Origin of the sequence: Gordonia sp. SL306 (assembly GCF_026625785.1) — a bacterium.
Lineage (GTDB): Bacteria > Actinomycetota > Actinomycetes > Mycobacteriales > Mycobacteriaceae > Gordonia.
The window spans coordinates 434,699-453,980 of the sequence record NZ_CP113063.1 but is presented as its reverse complement, the minus strand read 5'-3'; the positions used below and the strand labels follow the sequence as shown (position 1 = coordinate 453,980).

At 68.1% G+C, this 19,282-nt stretch carries 18 protein-coding genes; 13 read left to right on the top strand and 5 right to left on the bottom strand.

The window, feature by feature from the left end; all coding sequences use genetic code 11:
• Positions 1-43 precede the first annotated feature (43 nt).
• Together OVA31_RS02125 and OVA31_RS02120 are read left to right on the top strand one after the other, a co-directional pair.
• Positions 44-1,015 (top strand): class I SAM-dependent methyltransferase, encoded by a 972-nt coding sequence (locus OVA31_RS02125; RefSeq protein WP_267629485.1) that lies wholly within the window; start codon positions 44-46, stop codon positions 1,013-1,015.
• Positions 1,016-1,060: 45 nt separating this feature from the next.
• On the top strand, positions 1,061-2,272 hold the full coding sequence (locus OVA31_RS02120) for a THUMP-like domain-containing protein (RefSeq protein WP_267629484.1): 1,212 nt from the start codon (positions 1,061-1,063) through the stop codon (positions 2,270-2,272).
• A gap of 42 nt (positions 2,273-2,314) precedes the next feature.
• Here the strand turns inward: OVA31_RS02120 and OVA31_RS02115 are convergent, their stop codons facing one another.
• On the bottom strand, positions 2,315-3,649 hold the full coding sequence (locus OVA31_RS02115) for a PQQ-binding-like beta-propeller repeat protein (protein ID WP_267629483.1): 1,335 nt from the start codon (positions 3,647-3,649) through the stop codon (positions 2,315-2,317).
• A gap of 96 nt (positions 3,650-3,745) precedes the next feature.
• Between OVA31_RS02115 and OVA31_RS02110 the strand changes: the two genes are divergently transcribed.
• Entirely contained in the window at positions 3,746-4,495 is a 750-nt protein-coding gene (locus tag OVA31_RS02110; protein ID WP_267629482.1) for an acyltransferase, read from the top strand.
• A gap of 6 nt (positions 4,496-4,501) precedes the next feature.
• On the opposite strand, the gene OVA31_RS02105 is transcribed toward OVA31_RS02110, so the two are convergent.
• From OVA31_RS02105 to OVA31_RS02090, 4 genes are read right to left on the bottom strand one after another with little or no spacing between them, the layout of a single operon-like run.
• Entirely contained in the window at positions 4,502-5,170 is a 669-nt protein-coding gene (locus tag OVA31_RS02105; protein WP_267629481.1) for an AIM24 family protein, read from the bottom strand.
• Positions 5,171-5,221: 51 nt separating this feature from the next.
• Positions 5,222-6,496 carry a glycosyltransferase family 4 protein gene (locus tag OVA31_RS02100; RefSeq protein ID WP_267629480.1) on the bottom strand — a complete coding sequence of 425 codons (1,275 nt, stop codon included), beginning with the start codon at positions 6,494-6,496 and terminating at the stop codon, positions 5,222-5,224.
• Between the two features lie 19 nt (positions 6,497-6,515).
• Positions 6,516-8,090 (bottom strand): glycoside hydrolase family 57 protein, encoded by a 1,575-nt coding sequence (locus OVA31_RS02095; RefSeq protein ID WP_267629479.1) that lies wholly within the window; start codon positions 8,088-8,090, stop codon positions 6,516-6,518.
• Positions 8,091-8,105: 15 nt separating this feature from the next.
• The gene (locus OVA31_RS02090) at positions 8,106-8,873 is read right to left on the bottom strand and encodes a class I SAM-dependent methyltransferase (protein ID WP_267629478.1); all 768 of its coding nucleotides are present in this window, start codon (positions 8,871-8,873) and stop codon (positions 8,106-8,108) included.
• A gap of 259 nt (positions 8,874-9,132) precedes the next feature.
• On the opposite strand from OVA31_RS02090, the gene sfnG reads away from it, so the two are divergent.
• The 10 genes from sfnG (at position 9,133) to OVA31_RS02040 (ending at position 19,268) form a co-directional block, all read left to right on the top strand.
• Positions 9,133-10,257: a dimethylsulfone monooxygenase SfnG gene (gene sfnG / locus OVA31_RS02085; protein WP_267629477.1), complete on the top strand. Its 1,125-nt coding sequence runs from the start codon at positions 9,133-9,135 to the stop codon at positions 10,255-10,257.
• A 201-nt stretch (positions 10,258-10,458) separates the two neighbouring features.
• Positions 10,459-11,244: an electron transfer flavoprotein subunit beta/FixA family protein gene (locus OVA31_RS02080; RefSeq protein WP_267629476.1), complete on the top strand. Its 786-nt coding sequence runs from the start codon at positions 10,459-10,461 to the stop codon at positions 11,242-11,244.
• Positions 11,245-11,301: 57 nt separating this feature from the next.
• On the top strand, positions 11,302-12,258 hold the full coding sequence (locus OVA31_RS02075; RefSeq protein WP_267629475.1) for an electron transfer flavoprotein subunit alpha/FixB family protein: 957 nt from the start codon (positions 11,302-11,304) through the stop codon (positions 12,256-12,258).
• A gap of 167 nt (positions 12,259-12,425) precedes the next feature.
• A complete protein-coding gene (locus tag OVA31_RS02070) occupies positions 12,426-13,247 on the top strand; it encodes a GNAT family N-acetyltransferase (RefSeq protein WP_267629474.1) in 822 nt (273 codons plus the stop codon).
• The gene (locus OVA31_RS02065) at positions 13,244-14,125 is read left to right on the top strand and encodes a lysophospholipid acyltransferase family protein (protein ID WP_267629473.1); all 882 of its coding nucleotides are present in this window, start codon (positions 13,244-13,246) and stop codon (positions 14,123-14,125) included. The genes OVA31_RS02070 and OVA31_RS02065 overlap by 4 nt, the downstream gene beginning before the upstream one ends.
• A gap of 102 nt (positions 14,126-14,227) precedes the next feature.
• Entirely contained in the window at positions 14,228-14,713 is a 486-nt protein-coding gene (locus OVA31_RS02060) for a DUF4334 domain-containing protein (RefSeq protein WP_267629472.1), read from the top strand.
• Positions 14,714-14,716: 3 nt separating this feature from the next.
• Positions 14,717-15,802, top strand: coding sequence for an NAD(P)-dependent alcohol dehydrogenase (locus tag OVA31_RS02055; RefSeq protein WP_267629471.1), 1,086 nt, complete (start codon positions 14,717-14,719; stop codon positions 15,800-15,802).
• A 99-nt stretch (positions 15,803-15,901) separates the two neighbouring features.
• The gene (locus OVA31_RS02050) at positions 15,902-17,104 is read left to right on the top strand and encodes a cysteine desulfurase family protein (protein ID WP_267631371.1); all 1,203 of its coding nucleotides are present in this window, start codon (positions 15,902-15,904) and stop codon (positions 17,102-17,104) included.
• Positions 17,104-18,249: a tRNA 2-thiouridine(34) synthase MnmA gene (gene mnmA / locus OVA31_RS02045; RefSeq protein WP_267629470.1), complete on the top strand. Its 1,146-nt coding sequence runs from the start codon at positions 17,104-17,106 to the stop codon at positions 18,247-18,249. The genes OVA31_RS02050 and mnmA overlap by 1 nt, the downstream gene beginning before the upstream one ends.
• A complete protein-coding gene (locus tag OVA31_RS02040; protein WP_267629469.1) occupies positions 18,246-19,268 on the top strand; it encodes a vitamin-B12 independent methionine synthase in 1,023 nt (340 codons plus the stop codon). The genes mnmA and OVA31_RS02040 overlap by 4 nt, the downstream gene beginning before the upstream one ends.
• The last annotated feature ends 14 nt before the right edge of the window (positions 19,269-19,282 follow it).

Here is a 19,282-nt window from a genome sequence, read left to right as displayed (position 1 = left end):
CCCCGACCACGATTCACCCCGACCACGAGGAAGTAGCCGAGGAATGACCACGAATGTGACGCCGGGAACCGATCCGGAGCCGAATCCGCACGCCACCGAGGAGCAGGTCAAGGCGGCCCTCGAGGACACCAAACTCGCGCAGGTGCTCTACCACGACTGGGAGGCGGAGACCTACGACGACAAGTGGTCCATCTCCTACGACGAGCGCTGCATCGACTATGCGCGTGGACGTTTCGACGCGGTCGCGTCGGACGCCGCGCTGCCGTACGAGCGTGCGATGGAACTCGGCTGCGGCACCGGGTTCTTCCTGCTCAACCTCATGCAGTCCGGTGTGGCCGAGAAGGGCTCGGTCACCGACCTCTCGCCAGGCATGGTCAAGGTCGCGTTGCGAAATGCGGAGAACCTCGGCCTCGACGTCGACGGTCGCGTCGCGGACGCCGAGAAGATCCCGTACGACGACAACACTTTCGACCTCGTCGTCGGACACGCTGTGTTGCATCACATCCCGGATGTCGAGCAGGCGTTGCGCGAGGTGTTGCGGGTACTCAAGCCGGGTGGCCGCTTCGTGTTCGCCGGGGAACCGACGACCATCGGCGATTTCTATGCCCGGTGGATGAGCCGGGCGACCTGGGCGGCGACCACCAACATCACCAAACTCGGACCGCTGCAGTCCTGGCGGCGTCCGCAGGAGGAGCTCGACGAGTCGTCGCGCGCCGCTGCTCTCGAGGCCGTCGTCGACATCCACACCTTCGATCCCGCCGAGCTCGAACGCATGGCACGCGCCGCGGGGGCGACGACCGTGGAGACCGCGACCGAGGAACTCGCCGCGGCCATGCTCGGGTGGCCGGTGCGGACCTTCGAGGCGGCGGTCCCGCCGTCGAAACTCGGTTGGGGCTGGGCCATGTTCGCGTTCAACGGATGGAAGCGGCTGTCCTGGCTGGACGAGAAGGTCCTGCGGAAAGTGGTGCCGCCCAAGTTCTTCTACAACGCGATCGTCACCGGCACCAAGCCGTAACGCGGGGTCCGTGCAACGGACGTCGGCCGGGAAGGATGATCGGCGATGGGGTACCGATTCACACTCGACGACGTCGCCTTCTTGCAGACGCCACTGGGCATCGAGGCGCTCGACTCCGCCTCGATGCTCGACCTCTCGGCGGCGTCGATGCTCGCCGACATCGGTGAGCTGCGCCGACGGTACGGCTCATACGACGGCGCTCTGATCGAGACGGTGCTGTGCCGTCGTCGAGGACGCGCGAGACTTCACGCGGCCGACGACATGTTGTTCACCGACGACGCGCTGCAACAGGCGACCGCCAGTGCGGTGGCCCGACACCGTGCGGCCGAGATCGCCGAGCGCTTCGGGGGGGCGGTGGTGCACGACGTCACGTGTTCGATCGGCGCCGAGATCATGGAGCTCGCGGCGCACGAAGGGATCTCGGGTGTACTCGGCAGCGACGTCGACCCGGTGCGTCTGCGCATGGCTCGCCACAACGGATCGTTGTCCGACCGCCGGACCACGATCGTCCGGGCCGACGCCCTGACCCCGACCTCCACCGCGGATGTCGTGCTCGCCGATCCGGCGCGCAGATCCGGGGCCGGACGGGTGTTCCGGCTCGATCAGCTCACGCCGCCGCTACTCGATGTGCTCACCACTTACGCCGGTCGACCGATCGGTGTGAAATGCGCTCCGGGGCTGGACTACCGGATGCTCCGAGATCGCTTCGGATTCGACGGTCAGGTGCAGATCACCTCGCTCGACGGGGCGGTTCGCGAGGCCTGCCTGTGGACCGAACGTGATGGTGAGCCGAATCGGCGCGCCACCGTCCTGCGGTCCCGTCCGGACGGCTCGGTGGCGACCTATGAGGTCGTCGACGACGGTGCCGACCAGGTGCCGGTCGGGGAGGTCGGGCGTTGGATCGTCGACCCGGACGGCGCGGTCGTGCGGGCCGGACTGGTCCGCAATTACGCTCGCCGACACCGGCTCTGGCAGCTCGACCCGCAGATCGCCTACCTCACCGGCGACGACGTGCCGGCCGGGGAGCGAGGCTTTAGGGTCATCGAGGCCACCGGTGTCGCCGAGAAGGAACTGCGCAAGCGTCTTGCCGCCCACGACTGCGGAAGCCTCGAGATCTTGGTCCGCGGACTCGATGTGGACCCGGATCGGCTTCGCAAACGGTTGAAGCTCGGCGGTTCCCGGCCCCTGTCGCTCGTCCTGACCCGTATCGGCCGCAAGGGGATCGGTTTTCTCTGCGAACCCGGCGTCCGGTTCTGAGGGACGGATGCCGGGGTCGGCCCGAACGGATTCGGTGGCAGATCAGTCGATCTCGGACTTGCTGTCGAAGAAGTAGACCTTGCCGATGTTCGTCGCGGTCGCGATCTGGCCCTTGGCCGACACGGCGACACCCGTCGCGAATCCGCCCGATTCCGGAAGTGGCAGTGTGCGTTTCGTCGAGCCGTCGGCGGTCGACACCTCGGCCAGCGACAAGGTGTCCTTGCCCTTGTCCCGGAGGACGGTCCATGCGGTGCCCTGATCGGTCAGAGTGGACAGGCTCACCGATGCGAGATCCTTGCGCTGCCACACCTGTTCGGCATGATCGCCACGGTCACGCAGCAAGGTCAGCGGGGCACCGAGCACTCCCGTCGGGATGATCAGGCCGTCCGGCGACACCGACATGGTGCCGAAGCCGTAGCCGCCGTTGTCATAGGTCCACCGCGTCTTGCCGGTGGCCGCATCGAGTGCCACGAGCTTGCCGAGGCGACTGAAGGCGTACACCGACGCGCCGTCGGCGGACAATGTCGGCGACCCGACGACACCGCCGGGGACGTCGGCATGCCAGGCCTCGCGCATCACGCGTGCGCCGTTCTGCTCGGCGTAGGACATCGCGCGCACCTGCGATGCGATGGCACCCTGCGGCCAGTAGTTGAGGAAGAACCTCTCGTGCGCCTCGTCGACCGCAGGCGGCGCGGGGACTGCACAGCGCGGGCCGTTGGTCACGCACTCGCCGAAGCCGTAGGTCGGGTCGTCGGGGTTCGCATCGGCGCGCAGCCGCACCTCAGGTGCGACGAGTTCGTTTGTCTGGCTGTCGATGAGGAGCAGCTGGCCCTGGGTGGTGGCGACGAGGACCTGTCCCGGCGCGGCGAACTTCGCCGACAACGGAACTCCCAACACGGGCATCCGCCACCGGATCGCACCACCTGCGTTGAACGCCAGGAAGGTGGTCTCCTCGCCGACGTAGGGCTGGTCGAACTGGTCGGACAGCAGCGAGTTGACCTCGATGCCCGGGCGCATCCGCTTGCAGAAATTCTTCCGGCCGCTGTGCGGATCGAGGATCAGCAGATTGCACCCGCTCGCCGTGTTCGACGTGACGCCGACGTTGGACTGGGTGGAGATCGTGACCGGTGCGGTCACCGGCCCGCCGGTGGGGCGGGTCCAGCTGAGCGCGAGGTCGTCGGGAACGGCGGGATAGGAGAAGTTCGAGTTGGCGGCGTTGCCGCCGTAGCTCGACCACCCGGGTCCGGCCACCGACCGGACATCGACCTCGCCGTCCGAGCAGGCCGACACCACGACGGCGATGACGGTCACCAGCAGCGCCGCGAAGGTTGTCCCAACACGACGGGGAACCCGACGCCCACCGGCCGTCACAGCCATCGAAGCTCCTGTTCTCATCGCGATCTGCCCCGTCGGACGACGTGCCAGCAGAGAGCCTATCGTGCCGGGAATTCGGGTCGATTAGGGTTTGTCGTCATGACCACGATGTGGAATGCCTCCTATCGGTCCCGGTGGACGGCGGGGCGGCGCCGAGACCCAGCACAGGCACGGTTTCTGACCCGTGATTCGCTGCGGTGGGTGGTACGCAACCGGGCCTATTCGCCGTGGTATCTCGTTCGGTACTACCGCCTGGCGCGCTTTCGGATCGCCAACCCCCACGTGGTGCTGCGCGGCATGGTCTTCCTGGGGCGCAACGTCGAGATCCATGCGACGCCTCAGATGTCGAGAATGGAGATCGGGCGCTGGGTGCACATCGGCGACGGTAACTCGATCCGCTGCCATGAAGGCAGTCTGAAGATCGGCGACAAAACCGTTTTCGGTTGCAACAACGTCGTCAACTCCTACCTCGATCTCGAGATCGGCGGCTCCACCCTCATCGCAGACTGGTGCTACATCTGCGATTTCGACCACAAGATGGACGACATCACATTGCCCATCAAAGACCAGGGCATCGTGAAGGGCCCGGTGCGGATCGGGCCGGACACCTGGGTCGCGGCCAAGGTGTCGGTGTTGCGCAACACGATCGTCGGCCGCGGCTGCGTGCTCGGTTCGCACGCGGTGGTCAGAGGTGTCATCCCGGACTTCTCGATCGCGGTGGGGGCACCGGCCCGGGTGGTGAAGAATCGCAAGGACGATTGGGCCACGAGCGCCGAGGAGCGAGCCGAGCTCGAACGTGCGCTCGCCGACATCGAGCGGAAGAAGGCGGCGGCCGAGCGGGAGCGGTGACCCCGCTCAGCGCCCAGGCGTGACGGCGACTCCCTCACTGGGCTGCACCACGACGAACCCCGGACCGTGGAACGACAGCTGGAACGACTCGCCCGAACCGCGACCGATCAGCGACCCGAGCTTGAAGTCGTTCTTGATGCCGGGTGTCAGGCCGGCCGACCAGCAGACCGCAGCCTGCGGGTCGACGAATGTGGGTTGCACCGAGCAGTCGAGGAGCATCGGCGGGCCGTCGCTGCTGATGCCGACGGTGCCCTGCCCCGACAACGTCAGGTTGAAGAGCCCGCCGGCGAGCATGCCCGCGTTGCCGAGCGACGTGATCTTCCACTGGAGTGACGCGTCGAAGGCCAGCAGGCTCGAGGTGTTGATGGTGATGGAGTCACCTTCGAGGTCGATGGTGAAGACGTTGCTGTTCCGGCGCGCGAAGAACACCTCGCCCTGGCCGCGCACCCGCATGAGTTGGCCGCCCTCGCTCGTGACCGCCTTCTTGAGGAAGTTCGACACGCTGCCCGATCCTTCGTGGGCGAAGTCGAATTCGCCCTGATAGGCGACCATCGCGCCCTTGGCGGCCAACGCTTCCGGCCCGAATCCGACCCGGAGCATCTTGTCGGACTGCATCGTCCACCGCTCGGTGCTCTGCTTCTCTCGATTGACCTGGTCGAAGATCGGACTGCGCACGTCGGTGGCTCCTCTGGGTGGCGCTGGTTGATGCCCGCGCTGGGCGATACGTCAGTCCGATTGTCCAGGATCGCGTTCCGGCAGGGGGCGTTCCGGGATGCTCGGTCGTCCGACCGGATGACGAACCCGGCGTTTGGCGGCCAGATAGACGCCTGCGGTGCGCTCGGCGACCTCACTCCACGAGAACTCCTCGGTGAGCCGATCGCGTGCCCGGGCGGCGCGGGTGGCGGCGGCCGCCGGGTCGCCCAGCGCGGCGCGCACTGCCGTTGCAATGCCCGCGACGTCGCCCGGATCGAAGGTGAGTCCGGTCGTCGTGTCGGTCACCGCCTCGCCGAGTCCGCCTGCCGTCGACACCACCAGCGGCGCACCGGTCGCGGCCGCCTCGAGTGCGACGATCCCGAACGGCTCGTAGCGACTGGGCAGCACGATGGCCGCGCATCGATGCATGAGACCGACCAGACCCTGGTGGTCCACGGCGCCGAGGAACCGGACGGCTTTGGTCACGCGGTGGCGCCGGGTCTGTTCGACCAGCCAGTCCTGTTGTGTGCCGGTCCCGGCGACGGTCAGGGTGGTGCCGGGATGGGTGCGTCGGATGCGGGGGAGCGCGGCCAGCAGATCCTGCACACCCTTCTCGTATTCGAGACGCCCCGCGAACAACAGTTCGGGTGGGCCGGAACGCACCGGTCGTGGCGCGAAGGGCCAGGTCCTGATATCGATCCCGTTGTGGATCACCGAGACGTCCGGGAGGTCGGGTCCGAAGAGTCGTGTGACCTCGTCGCGCATCGACGCCGAGCACGTGATGAGCGAGTCCGATTCGCTCGCCAGCCACCACTCCACGGAGTGCACCTGCCGATTGGTGGGTCCGCTCACCCAGCCACTGTGGCGGCCGGCCTCGGTGGCGTGGATGGTCGAGACCAGCGGAACGTCGAAGAACTCGGCGAGCGTGATCGCCGGATGCGCCACGAGCCAGTCGTGGGCATGGACGACGTCGGGCACCCAGGGCTGCTGCTCCGGTGTATTACGTTCGCCGGCAAGAACTCTCAGGCCGGTCCGGACGAACGAATGGCCCATCGCCAACGTCCATGCCATCATGTCGCGGCCGAACTCGAACTCCGGGGGATCCTCGGCCGCCGCGATGATCCGGACACCGTCGACACGGGTGTCGGTGGTCGGATGACTCACCGCGTCGGTCCCGGTCGGACGGCGGGTGAGCATCACGATGTCGTGTCCTTGGGCGGCGAGTTCGGTCGCAAGGTGGTGTACGTGCCGGCCGAGGCCGCCGACGACCACGGGTGGGTACTCCCACGAGACGATCAAGATCCTCATCTGCCATCCCCCGTCGCGGTCATCCCCGGACCTCGTCGACCGCATCCCTGGTGTGCAATCGTCGCGCATCGAGCCCGGCGAACAGATTGTCGGCGCGCGCCCAGTCGCCGGCGAGGCGGTTCGCCAGGTCGTGCCGTCCCCGGAGTGCGGCGTCGCAGATCTCGCGGGTCGCGTGCGCGTGTTTGTGTGCCCGGTCCACAGCGTAGTTGGCCGCGGTGTCCTTGGAGACCATGAACGGCCAGTCGGAGGCCACCGTCAGCAGGGTCTCGCGCAGGATCTGGTCGGCCACCCGGTTGCGCCCGGCCGGGTGGCCGGGCGCGCCACCGACCCCAGGGGCGAGGATCTTGTCGACCGCCTCGAGTGCCGTCTCGGTGACCTCGGCGTTCAGTGTGACGAGGTGTTCGACCTGCGGGCCGTTCCACACCCGCCAATCCTTGCCCGATCCCCACGACGACGCCGCCAGCGCCACCGGTGTACCCACGAAGCCGTCTCGTCGGGCGGAGGCGAGCGTTCCGACCTCGACACCCGCTTCGGGGAGCCGGCGCAGGACGCGTTCGAGCCAGATCGGACCCTCGTGCCACCAATGGCCGAACAACTCGGTGTCGAAGGCAGCCACCACCAGCGCCGGACGCCCCTGTCGTGCGGATTCGTCGATGAGTCTGCGTCGCACATGGTCGACGAAATCGTCGACGTGACGGTCGATCACGGTGTCCACGCGCGCCGGGTCGTATGGCTTCTTGTCGGCCGACGAGACGCCGCGTCCGGTGACCCGGGCCGGTTTCAGGCCGGTGGCATGGTCGTAGGTGTGGAAGTCGCGGTAGGCGGCATGCCCCGGATATCCCGACTTCGGCGACCACACGCGGTAGCTGATGCTCAGATCCCGGCCGAACGCGACGACATCGGTGTCACCGACGGGCCTGCCGAGTGCGGTGTCACCCTTGAGCGTCGGACCGTCCACCATGAAATGGCCGACGCCCGCCGCGGCGTACTCGGTCTCCATGCCTGGGTCGAAGGCACATTCCGGGGCCCAGATGCCCGCCGGACGAGTCGCCCACCGTGCTCGCGCGTCGTCGAGCCCCTCGGCCAGCGAGAACTGCCGCAGCCGGCGGTCGAGGAGCGGCGCGAAGGGATGGGCCAGCGGGCCACCCAGGATCTCCACGACGCCGGACGAGGCGAGTGCGCGGATCTGCGGGCTCGCGCCGTGCCGCCACTGTGTCTCGAACTCGGTCATCGCATCCGCCGCGGCGCGGTACTCGCGACCGCCCAGTGCGCGACGCGACAGGTCCGGCGCGATCGCCGCCTCGACCGCACGGAGTTGCCAGTCGGCGAGCCACTCGTACATCGACGCGCCGCAGTGCGGATCGTCGAGCTGCGCGGCCAGGACCGGCGTGATGCCGAGCGACAGTTGATCCAGTGCTCCGTCGTCGGCAAGCCGGCGCAACATCGCGAACAGCGGCAGATAGGAGCCGGCCCAGGACTGATACAGCCATTCCTCACCGACCGGCCATCGGCCGTGGTTGGCCAGCCATGGCAGATGGGAGTGCAGGACCAATGTGAATCGGCCGGGTACGGCGGAACCGGATCTGGGGGTCATCGGGGCGGCCGCCGATCAGGGTCGGACGGCGACGGCGAAGAGGTCGAGGCTGGCGTCGATGTCGACACCGTCCCGAGCCGGATCCAGGACGGTGAAGTCGTCGGTGGCGACCGCCGCGACGTCACTCGACAGGTCGTCCGGCCACGGTTCGCCTGCCAGCGCACGCTCGATCTGGGCGTCGATCAGCGAACCACCCCACTTCTCGTCGAGCGCGACCAGCCGCGGGCCGTGGTACACCCCGGACATCGTCGTCACGTCGAACCCACCGTCGGTGAGCAGGCCGGTCATCTCGGCGGCGTCGAGTTCGCGGGTGTGGAACGGGTTGAGCGGGGTGTCGCGACCTGGGGAGAAGGTGATGCGGTTCGGCGTGGAGATGAACAGCCGTCCGCCCGGGCGCAGGACGCGCCGGCATTCGGCGATGAATGCCGGCTGGTCCCAGAGATGCTCGATGACCTGGAAGTTCACCACGATGTCGACGGAGTGGTCGGGGAGTGGCAGGTCGATCAGATTGCCGTGGTGGACGGTCAGCTCCGGGTACCTGCGCCGGGCGTGTTCGACGGCGCTGGTGTCGTAGTCGACGCAGGTCACCGAGCGTGCCCGGGCGGCCAGCATCGCCGCCCCGTATCCCTCGCCCGAGCCGGCCTCGAGCACCTCCGCACCAGAACACTGATCGAGGACGTGGGCGTAGGCGATCTCGTGCCGCCGGAACCAGTAGTTCTCCTCGGCGATACCAGGGACGGTTCGCTCGCCCGTCAACGCGAGGGTCTCGTGTGACTCGCTCATCCCCACGAGACTAGTGCCCCCTGTCACGGCGACCGGAGGGTGTTCTCCCCGGACGACCTGGCCAACGGCCTCCGGGCGCTCCTTTGGTTCATCCTGAACCTATCGTTGACCTGCTCGACCGCCGGATGCTGACATGGTCAGACAAGGCGACGGATGCCGGCCCGATGCCTCCGCGAACGACATCGCGAACTCCACTTCGCTTGACACACAACAGGTGTGGGCCTTGTCGTGCCCGCAATCAGGAGGATTGACCACTGCCATGACCACCGAATCGGTTTCCGACGAGATCAAGTTCGCCTACTGGGTCCCCAATGTGAGCGGCGGACTCGTCACCAGCGACATCGAACAGCGGACGAGCTGGGACTACGACTACAACGTGCGGCTGGCGCAGACGGCCGAGGAGAACGGCTTCGAGTATGCGCTGTCCCAAGTCCGCTACGAGGCCAGCTACGGCGCTGAATTCCAGCATGAATCAACGAGTTTCAGTCTTGCGCTGCTCCTGGCGACCCAGCGCCTGAAGGTGATCGCTGCGGTCCATCCAGGCCTGTGGCAGCCTGCGGTGCTCGCGAAGCTCGGTGCTACTGCCGATCAGCTCTCGGGAGGTCGTTTCGCGGTCAACGTGGTGAGCGGCTGGTTCAAGGACGAGTTCACCCACCTCGGCGAACCATGGCTCGAGCACGACGAACGGTATCGGCGAAGTGCGGAGTTCCTGCAGGTCCTGCGCAAGATCTGGACCGAGGACGACGTGGATTTCCGGGGCGATTTCTACCGCATCCATGACTTCACGCTCAAGCCCAAGCCGCTGAACACCCCCGCGCGCCCGAACCCGGAGATCTTCCAGGGCGGAAACTCGCTGGCCGCGCGGCGCAACGGCGGTCGCCACTCGGACTGGTACTTCTCCAACGGCAAGGACTACGACGGGGTGACCGAGCAGTTGATCGACGTCCAGGCGTCCGCGCGAGAGGTCGGTCGTGAGGTGAAGTTCGGGCTGAACGGCTTCATCATCGCCCGGGACACCGAGAAGGAGGCCCGGGACACCCTGCGGGAGATCGTGGAGAAGGCGAATCGTCCCGCGGTCGAGGGATTCCGGGACGCCGTCCAGCAGGCCGGCAACTCCACCTCCACCGGCACCGGGATGTGGGCGGACTCCTCCTTCGAGGACCTCGTCCAGTACAACGACGGATTCCGCACCGGACTGATCGGCACCCCGGACCAGATCGCCGAGCGCATCGTGGCCTATCGGAAGCGCGGCGTCGACCTCATACTCGGGGGGTTCCTGCACTTCCAGGAGGAGGTCGAATACTTCGGCAAGCGCGTGCTGCCCCTCGTCCGTGAAATCGAGGCCGACGAGCGGTCGACAGAGCACTCGCTGGTCGGCGTCTGACCGGTCCGGCGACCCCTCGGCTGTCGTGGCCCATCGCGTGTATCGCGGTGGGCCACGATTCGTCGGTTGCCCCAGGCGGTGCGTTATGTGAGGTAGTCGATGTTTTGTGCTCACCGAGCTAACGCTAAAGTGGGGGAGACCGAACCCAACTTACTCGGCAGTAAGGTGGGAGAAACCGACGCAGGAGGTCGACGCAGACCCATGACAAACATTGTCGTTCTGATCAAGCAGGTTCCCGACACATGGTCCGAGCGCAAGCTTACCGACGGTGACTACACCCTGGATCGCGAAGCCGCTGACGCCGTTCTCGACGAGATCAACGAGCGCGCGGTCGAAGAGGCCCTGAAGATCAAGGAGGCCGACGGTGGCGAGGTGACCGTGCTGACCGCCGGTCCCGAGCGCGCGACCGAGGCGATCCGCAAGGCGCTGTCGATGGGCGCCGACAAGGCCATCCACATCAAGGACGATCAGCTGCACGGCTCGGATGCGGTGCAGACCGCGTACGTGCTGGCGCGCGCCCTCGGCACGGTGGAGGGTGTCGAGCTGGTCATCGCGGGCAACGAGGCCACCGACGGACGGGTCGGTGCGATCCCCGCGATGATCGCCGAGTACCTGGAACTCCCGCACCTCACCCATCTGCGCAAGCTGACCCTGGAGGGCGAGACCCTCACCGGTGAGCGCGAGACCGACGACGGCATCTTCCACATCGAAGCGCAGTTGCCGGCGATCGTGAGTGTCAACGAGAAGATCAACGAGCCGCGCTTCCCGTCCTTCAAGGGCATCATGGCCGCCAAGAAGAAGGAAGTTCAGGTCGTCACCCTCGCGGAGATCGATGTCGAGGCCACCGACGTGGGTCTCGAGCACGCAGGCACCGAGGTGACCGCATCGAATCCGAAGCCGCCGAAGACCGCCGGTGAGCGCGTCGCAGACGAAGGTGACGGCGGCACCAAGGTCGCCGAATACCTGGTGTCGCAGAAGATCATCTAGTCCGGACGGTCACTCAGAGCAACTGGCGATAAAAGAGACATTCAGGGAGATAAGAACATGGCTGAAGTACTAGTGCTCGTGGAGCAGGACGCCGAAGGCGCCCTCAAGAAGGTCACCAGCGAGCTGATCACCGCTGCGCGTGCCCTCGGCACCCCTGCGGCGGTTGTCGTCGGCAAGCCGGGATCGGCCGACGGTGTCATCGACGGCCTCAAGGAGGCCGGTGCGGAGAAGGTCTACGTCGCCGAGTCCGACGACGCCGCGGGCTACCTGGTCACCCCGCAGGTCGATGTCCTGGCTTCGATCGCCGAGCAGGCCTCCCCGGCGGGCATCCTGGTCGCGGCCACCGCCGACGGCAAGGAGATCGCCGGTCGTCTGGGCGTGCGCCTGGGCTCGGGCGTGCTCGCCGACGTGATCGACGTGCAAGAGGGTGGCGTGGGTATCCACTCCATCTTCGGCGGTGCGTTCACCGTCGACGCCAAGGCCAAGGGCGACACCCCGGTCTTCTCGGTGCGTCCGGGTGGTGTCGAGGCGGCCCCGCAGGCCGGCGCAGGCGAGCGCGTCGACGTCGAGGTCCCGGCCCAGGCCGAGGGCGTCGTGAAGATCACCAAGGTCGAGCCGAACGTCGGCGGCGATCGGCCGGAACTGACCGAGGCGTCGATCGTCGTGTCCGGTGGACGTGGCGTCGGCAGCGCGGACAAGTTCTCCGTGGTCGAGGATCTCGCCGACTCGCTCGGTGCTGCCGTCGGTGCCTCGCGCGCCGCGGTGGACTCCGGCTACTACCCGGGCCAGTTCCAGGTCGGTCAGACGGGCAAGACCGTGTCGCCGCAGCTCTACATCGCGCTCGGCATCTCCGGTGCGATCCAGCACCGCGCGGGCATGCAGACCTCGAAGACGATCATCGCCGTCAACAAGGACGAAGAGGCGCCGATCTTCGAGATCGCCGATTACGGCATCGTGGGCGACCTGTTCAACGTCGCCCCGCAGCTGACCGAAGAGGTCAAGAAGCGCAAGTGACCTGATCACTTCAGCGATGGCCCCCCGGGCCGTGTCATGTCGACACGCCGGGGGGCCATCGCCGTTTCGGGTCGTGTTCATCCGGTGTCGCCGACGTTCACCGGCCCAGCACCGACATGACACGCCGCCGTTGGCGCCCCGTCGTCCGTGGTGGATGTCATCAGGGCATGACACTCGCGCCCAGTCCGACCCGTACCGGCGTCGCCCGTCCGCTCCTGATGGCCGGCCCGGTGGTCGTGGGTCTCACCGAGGATCCCGCCGACATCGTCGAGATCCAGGAGTTGCGCTACCGGGTGTTCGGGGCGGAACCCGGCTTCGCCGACGTCATCGGTGACCCGATCACCCGCCGCGACGGCGACCGATTCGACGAGTTCTGCGAGCATCTGGTGGTCCGCCACACCGACGAGGGGCTCATCGGGTCGGCCCGGCTGCTGTCGCCGTCACGCGCCGCGGCCGCCGGCGGGTGGTACACCGGCACCGAGTTCGACGTCCGCGAACTCGCCTGCATCGCCGCGGACACCGTGGAGATGGGCCGCGCCGTGGTGGCCCCGGGTCATCGCCAGGGCACGACGACCGCGCTGATGTGGGCGGCGCTCCTGCGCCACCTCGACGACACCGGCCTTCGCTACCTGATGGGTTGTGTGTCGGTGCCGCTGAGCGGACCGGGTCCGCGAGCAAGCTCGCTACGCGGTGTTCGCGACGTCCTGCGGGATCGACATCAGGCGGCCTGGCAGGTGTATCCGCATCTGCCCGTGAACATCGACGGGCGGCGTCTCGACGACATCGGACCGCCGGATGTGGTGGCGATGCCCGCTCTGATGCGTGGCTATCTGCGGCTCGGTGCTCGCGTCTGCGGTGAACCGGCGCACGATGCCGCATTCGACGTGGGGGACTTCGTCACCGTGCTCGACCGGCGACACGGGAACGACCGGTATCTCGAACGAATGCGGTCGTGCGTCGACCGGCTCGCGGTGGGAGCGCGCGCATGACGGCCGCGCTGGCCGCGCCGGGGCTTTCGCAGCCGCGATCGGCCACGGCACCGACCCCTGCGCCGGTCGTCGCGCCGGCCCGACCGGACACACGCCACGCGTGGTACCCGGTGAGCCGGTGCGGCGATCACTGTCGCGAGCAGACACCGGCCGTGGTGAACCGCGTGGTGGTGATCGTCCGGATGGTCCGGTTGATGGCGGTCGTGTGTTTCCTCGCCACGTTCGGACCGATGGTGGCGCTCGCCCCGCGGCTGCTGCGCCGGCGGTTCCTCAGCCGGGCAGCGAGACACCTGCTGGCCGCTCTCGGCGTCTGCGTCCGCATCGACGACCGGCGCCCGTTCGCCGGGACATCCAGGGGCCTGGTCGTCGCCAATCACATCTCCTACCTCGACATCCTGGCGGTCGCAGTGGTGAGCCCCTCGCATTTCGTCGCCAAGTCCGACGTGACGACGATGCCGGTGATCTCGGGTCTGGCACGGCGCCTCGGCATCATCCCGGTCGAGCGGGCCTCACTGCGCGAGCTCCCCACGACGATTCGCAGCGCGGTCGATGAACTCCACCGGGACCGATCGGTCGCGGTGTTCCCGGAGGGCACCACGTGGTGTGGGCGAGAGGCCGGGCGGTTCCGTCCGGCGTTCTTCCAGGCCGCGATCGATGCCGGTGTCCCGGTGACACCGATCCGACTGGTGTTCACCGCGATGGACGGATCGCCGACCTCCGTCCCTGGTTTCATCGGCGACGACACGCCGTTGGACACCCTGCGTCGCGTCCTGCGGGCGCGCGGCCTGACGGTCGACATCCGTGTGCACGAGTCGCAGCTGCCCGACACCGATCGTCGGACCCTGGCCACCCGCTGCGAACGTCTGGTCACGTCCTGACCGCCGTCCACCGCCTGACCCTGGAACATATCTCATATATGTTGTATCTCTGAGCCGGGCGCCCGCCCGGCGTCGTGATGATCACCAGGAGGCGTTTCAGCCATGACTTCCGCACCGGCCCTGTCCCGAGCCGAGGCCCGGGCACGATTCACCGAACTCAGGTCCGTGACCGGCCTGGTCGACGACGCCGAACTCGACGCGGTGTGGACCGCCCTGGAAACCCTGCGTCCGGAGGAGATGTTCGGCGCGTGGAAGGGCGACGAGTTCACCACCGGACATCCGGTCAACGGTCTGCTGGACAAGGCGGGCTGGTTCGGCAAGACCTTCACGTCGCGTTCCGACGTTCAACCGCTGATGTGCCGAGACGAGAACGGCGACCTGTTCTCGAACACCGAACTCGGCAAGGGCGAGGCAAGCCTGTGGGCGGTCGAGTTCCGCGGCGAGGTCACGGCGTCGATGGTCTACGACGGGCAGGCCGTCATCGACCATTTCAAGAAAGTGGACGAGAACACCGTCATGGGCATCATGAACGGCAAGGCTGCGGTCGTCGACGGTCGCCACCTGTACTTCCTGCTCGAACGGGTCTGACGGGTGCGGATCGACGCCGCCGTGGTCTCGGTGCCCGGCGGCCCGTTCGAGGTGACACCGCTCGAGATCGATGCACCACGCACCGGTGAGGTGCTTGTACGGATTCGGGCGGTCGGCATCTGCCACACCGATCTGGGGATGCGCGCGACCTGGTCGACGCGACGATGCCCGCAGGTGTTCGGCCATGAGGGTGCCGGGGTGGTCGAGGCCGTCGGACCAGGGGTCACGCGCGTGCGTCCCGGCGAGGCGGTGTCGCTGACCTACCGCAGTTGCCGCACCTGCACGCAATGCTGCGCCGGACACCCCGCGTACTGCACCGCGGGCCTCAACACGGCCGGACGGCCGGACGGCACGCCGACGCTCACCCGCGACGGCGCCCCCATCTTCGGCGGCTTCTTCGGTCAGTCCAGCTTCGCCACGTATGCGATCACCCACGAGGACAACACGATTCCGGTGCCGGACACCCTGCCGCCGGTCATCGCGGCCCCGCTCGGCTGCGGGGTGCAGACCGGCTACGGCACGGTGACCAGGGTCCTCCGGCCGGCGCCCGGTGCGACGCTCACCGTGTACGGCGCGGGCAGTGTCGGCCTGTGTTCGGTGCTGGCCGCGGCCCGTGCCGGAGCGCGGGTGGTGGCAGTGGATCCGATCGCCGCTCGTCGGGCCATCGCCGAGAAATTCGGGGCGTGCGCGACCATCGACCCCGCCACCACCGACGACCTCGCCGCCGAGGTGGTCGCCCGGCACGGGCGAGGCACGGACCACGCCATCGACACCACCGCTCGTCAGGACGTGTTCGCCGCGGCCGTTGCGGCCGCCGAGTCGCGCGGCGACATAGCGCTGGTCGGGATCGGTCGCAGCCTCGAGTTCGACGTGATGTCCGTGCTGTACAAAGGGGTGGCGATCCGGGGCGTCATCGAAGGCGACGTGGTGCCGGACGAGATCATCCCCGAGCTCGCGGACCTGTACGCCGCCGGGCAGCTGCCGCTCGACGACCTGATCACCGTCTACCCGTTCGCCGAGATCGAGCGCGCAGCGACCGATTCGCTCACCGGCGCCACGATCAAACCGGTGTTGCTGCTCGACAGCTGAGCGATCGGAACCGATGGTCATCGCAGTGTGATCCCCGTTGTCCGATGCGCGGGAATTGGTCGGCGGTGTTCGCGCGTTTATCCTTGCAACGACATGTCCATGCCTTCTCGAGCCCCGGTCTACCTCGACCACGCTGCGTCGACAGCGATGCTTCCCGACGCCGTCGAGGCGATGACGGCTGTCTTCGCGCAGCCGGGCAACGCGTCGTCGTTGCACGGTTCGGGTCGCTGGGCTCGACGCAGACTCGAAGAGGCGAGGGAATCCATCGCCTCGTCGGTGGGTGCACGGCCCTCCGAGGTGATCTTCACCGGCGGTGGCACCGAGTCCGACAACCTCGCGCTCAAGGGCATCTATGCGGCTCGCCGCCGGGAGAATCCCGAGCGGCGCAGGGTCGTCGTGTCGGCCGTCGAGCATCATGCGGTTCTCGATCCGGCGACCTGGCTCGCCGATGCGGCCGGCGCCGAACTCGTGATCGCACCGGTCGACGCCCAGGGCTTCGTCTCGTCGTCGTGGTTGCGCGCCGAATTGGCGGCGCACGCGGACGAGACCGCGTTGATCTCGATCATGTGGGCCAACAACGAGGTCGGGACGATCCAGCCGATCGCCGAGATCGCAGCGGTCGGTGCCGAGTTCGGAATCCCCGTGCACTCGGACGCCATCCAGGCCGTCGGCCACATCCCGGTCGATTTCGGGACGAGCGGACTGTCGGCGCTGAGTCTGGCCGCGCACAAATTCGGTGGGCCGCAGGGAGTCGGCGCGCTGCTTCTGCGCCGCGACGTCGAATGTGTACCCCTGCTGCACGGCGGCGGACATGAGCGCGACGTGCGGTCGGGCACCCAGGACGTGGCCGGTGCGGTGGGTATGGCGACCGCGCTGCGACTGTCGATCGAGCACATGCCTGCTGCCACCGAGCACGTCGTCGCACTCCGCAACCGGCTGTTCGACGCCCTGCTCGACGTGCCGGACACCACCGTCAACGGGCCCCGCGACGAGCGGCGACTGCCCGGAAATGTTCACGTCTCCTTCGACGGATGCGAGGGCGACTCCCTGTTGATGCTGCTCGACGCCAACGGCGTCGAGTGCTCCACGGGATCCGCCTGCACCGCCGGGGTGGCTCAGGCGAGTCACGTCCTGCTGGCCATGGGACTCGACGTCTCGACGGCACGCGGATCCTTGCGTTTCTCCCTCGCGCCGAGTTCAACGGCAGCCGATGTCGACGCGGTGGCCGAGGTGATCGGCCAGGTCGTCGATCGCGCACGGGCCGCGGGACTGGTCTCGTCACCGACAGGAAAGGGACGCTGATGCGAGTATTGGCAGCGATGAGCGGCGGCGTCGACTCGTCGGTGGCCGCCGCCCGTGCGGTGGACGCCGGACACGACGTCGTCGGGGTGCACCTGGCGCTCTCGACCGCCCCCGGGGCCCTGCGCACCGGCTCTCGCGGTTGTTGCTCGCGAGAGGACGCGTCGGATGCCCGACGAGTCGCGGACGTTCTCGGGATTCCCTTCTATGTGTGGGACTTCGCCGATCGCTTCAAGGACGACGTCATCGACGAGTTCGTCGACGCCTACGCCGCGGGAGAGACCCCGAATCCGTGTCTGACCTGCAACGAGAAGATCAAGTTCTCCGCGCTCGCCCAGAAGGCTGCGGCGCTCGGGTTCGACGCCCTCGCGACCGGTCACTACGCCCGCCTCGACGGCGGTGAGCTGCGCCGTGCCGTCGACGAGGACAAGGACCAGTCCTACGTGCTCGCGGTGCTCACCGCCGACCAGCTGTCCCGGGCGATGTTCCCGGTGGGCGACACCCCCAAGGGGGAGATCCGCGCCGAGGCCGCACGGCGTGGCCTTGCGGTCGCCGAGAAGCCCGACTCGCACGACATCTGCTTCATCCCGACCGGTGACACCCGCGCGTTCCTCGGCGCGAACATCGGCATCCGGCCGGGGGCGGTGGTCGATGCCGACACCGGCGACCGGCTCGCCGACCACGACGGCGTCCACGGCTTCACCATCGGTCAGCGCAAGGGCCTGGGGATCGAGGCTCCGGCCTCCGACGGCAGGCCCCGCTACGTGACGGAGATCGACCCGGACTCGGGGACGGTCACCGTCGGCTCGGCCGCCCGTCTCGACGTCTGGTCGATCACCGCACATCGGCCCGTCTGGACCGCCGGCACCGCACCGGACGGGCCGTTCGAGGCGATGGTCCAGGTCCGTGCACACGGCGGCCTCGCCCCGGTCGTCGCGACCCCGACCGTCCGCGACGGTCGACCGGTGATCGAGATCGCCCTGCGCACACCGCTGACCGGCGTCGCCAAGGGGCAGGCCGCGGTCCTCTATCTGCCCGACGCGGAGCAGGGCGACCTGGTGCTGGGCTCGGGGCGCATCCTGGCGACCGATTCCGATCCGGCGTCGGGCGTGCGCCCGGACCCGGTCGTGTCCGGTCGTAACGCGTGAACCAACCGAATCACGGCCTCGGCGGCGGTGTCGGCACCGGCATCGGTTCGATGCCGGGGACCGATCCGCGAGAGACCGCTGCGGTGATCAACGGCGAACTGGATCTCGCCCACCTCGCCGAACTACCGGACCGGGGCGCCGGCGCCGACATGGTCGGTCGCATGGCGGCGGTCCTGGTGGATCTGCCGATGGATGCGGGAACGTGGGGCTATCGGCTCGCCGCTCGCGGGTCGGCGATCTCCCGGAGCTCCCGGGACTTCTTGCGCGCCGACCTCGATGCCGTCGAGGAGCTCTGGGACAGAGCGGGTTTCCGCGGGACGGGCCGACCGTTCAAGATCCAGGCATGTGGCCCGTTCACTTTGTCTGCGTCGGTGGAGCTCCGCGCCGGACACAAGGTGTTGCGCGACCACGGCGCGTGGCACGACGTGGTGGCCTCCACGGCGGAGGGACTCCGCGAACTCGTCGGCGAGGTGACCCGACGGCTCGGTGCCGAGGTCGTCGTGCAACTCGACGAGCCGATGATCGGCCAGGTCATCGATGGTGCGGTGACGCCCCTGACGCGTTTCGACACCATTCCCGCGGTGCCGGTGGCCGACGTCGCCGAGTCCCTGCACGGGGTGGTCGAACAGGTCGGCCGTCCGACGATCGTCCACAGCTGCGCGGCGCCGCGCTGGGATCTGGTCGAACGACTCCGGGGCGTCGCATGGTCGCTCGACGTCACCTCGCCCACCACCACGGACCTCGACGGCATCGGATCGGTGATCGACCGGGGCGATGTGCTGGTGGCGGGTGTCGTCCCGGCCGTCCGTGGCGATCGGGAACTCCGCGCTGAGATCGTCGCCACGCGCCTCGCGGCGCTCACCGACAGAATCGGCCTGGATCGGAAAGTGCTGTCGCACAACGTCATGGTCAGTCCGACGTGCGGTCTGGCAGGTGCCACCCCGGCGTGGGCGAAGGCCGCCCTCGGTCTCTGCGCGGCAGCAGGCGAACTGCTGGCCGCCGACCCGACGGCCCTCTAGCTCGCTGTCGGGAG

What these genes read in the sequence shown, in the direction of transcription:
- OVA31_RS02125 (WP_267629485.1), top strand. Translation starts at nt 44, where the DNA reads ATGACCACGAATGTGACGCCGGGAACCGATCCGGAGCCGAATCCGCAC.
- OVA31_RS02120 (WP_267629484.1), top strand. Translation starts at nt 1,061, where the DNA reads ATGGGGTACCGATTCACACTCGACGACGTCGCCTTCTTGCAGACGCCA.
- OVA31_RS02115 (WP_267629483.1), bottom strand. Translation starts at nt 3,649, where the DNA reads ATGGCTGTGACGGCCGGTGGGCGTCGGGTTCCCCGTCGTGTTGGGACA.
- OVA31_RS02110 (WP_267629482.1), top strand. Translation starts at nt 3,746, where the DNA reads ATGACCACGATGTGGAATGCCTCCTATCGGTCCCGGTGGACGGCGGGG.
- OVA31_RS02100 (WP_267629480.1), bottom strand. Translation starts at nt 6,496, where the DNA reads ATGAGGATCTTGATCGTCTCGTGGGAGTACCCACCCGTGGTCGTCGGC.
- OVA31_RS02095 (WP_267629479.1), bottom strand. Translation starts at nt 8,090, where the DNA reads ATGACCCCCAGATCCGGTTCCGCCGTACCCGGCCGATTCACATTGGTC.
- OVA31_RS02090 (WP_267629478.1), bottom strand. Translation starts at nt 8,873, where the DNA reads ATGAGCGAGTCACACGAGACCCTCGCGTTGACGGGCGAGCGAACCGTC.
- sfnG (WP_267629477.1), top strand. Translation starts at nt 9,133, where the DNA reads ATGACCACCGAATCGGTTTCCGACGAGATCAAGTTCGCCTACTGGGTC.
- OVA31_RS02080 (WP_267629476.1), top strand. Translation starts at nt 10,459, where the DNA reads ATGACAAACATTGTCGTTCTGATCAAGCAGGTTCCCGACACATGGTCC.
- OVA31_RS02075 (WP_267629475.1), top strand. Translation starts at nt 11,302, where the DNA reads ATGGCTGAAGTACTAGTGCTCGTGGAGCAGGACGCCGAAGGCGCCCTC.
- OVA31_RS02070 (WP_267629474.1), top strand. Translation starts at nt 12,426, where the DNA reads ATGACACTCGCGCCCAGTCCGACCCGTACCGGCGTCGCCCGTCCGCTC.
- OVA31_RS02065 (WP_267629473.1), top strand. Translation starts at nt 13,244, where the DNA reads ATGACGGCCGCGCTGGCCGCGCCGGGGCTTTCGCAGCCGCGATCGGCC.
- OVA31_RS02060 (WP_267629472.1), top strand. Translation starts at nt 14,228, where the DNA reads ATGACTTCCGCACCGGCCCTGTCCCGAGCCGAGGCCCGGGCACGATTC.
- OVA31_RS02050 (WP_267631371.1), top strand. Translation starts at nt 15,902, where the DNA reads ATGCCTTCTCGAGCCCCGGTCTACCTCGACCACGCTGCGTCGACAGCG.
- mnmA (WP_267629470.1), top strand. Translation starts at nt 17,104, where the DNA reads ATGCGAGTATTGGCAGCGATGAGCGGCGGCGTCGACTCGTCGGTGGCC.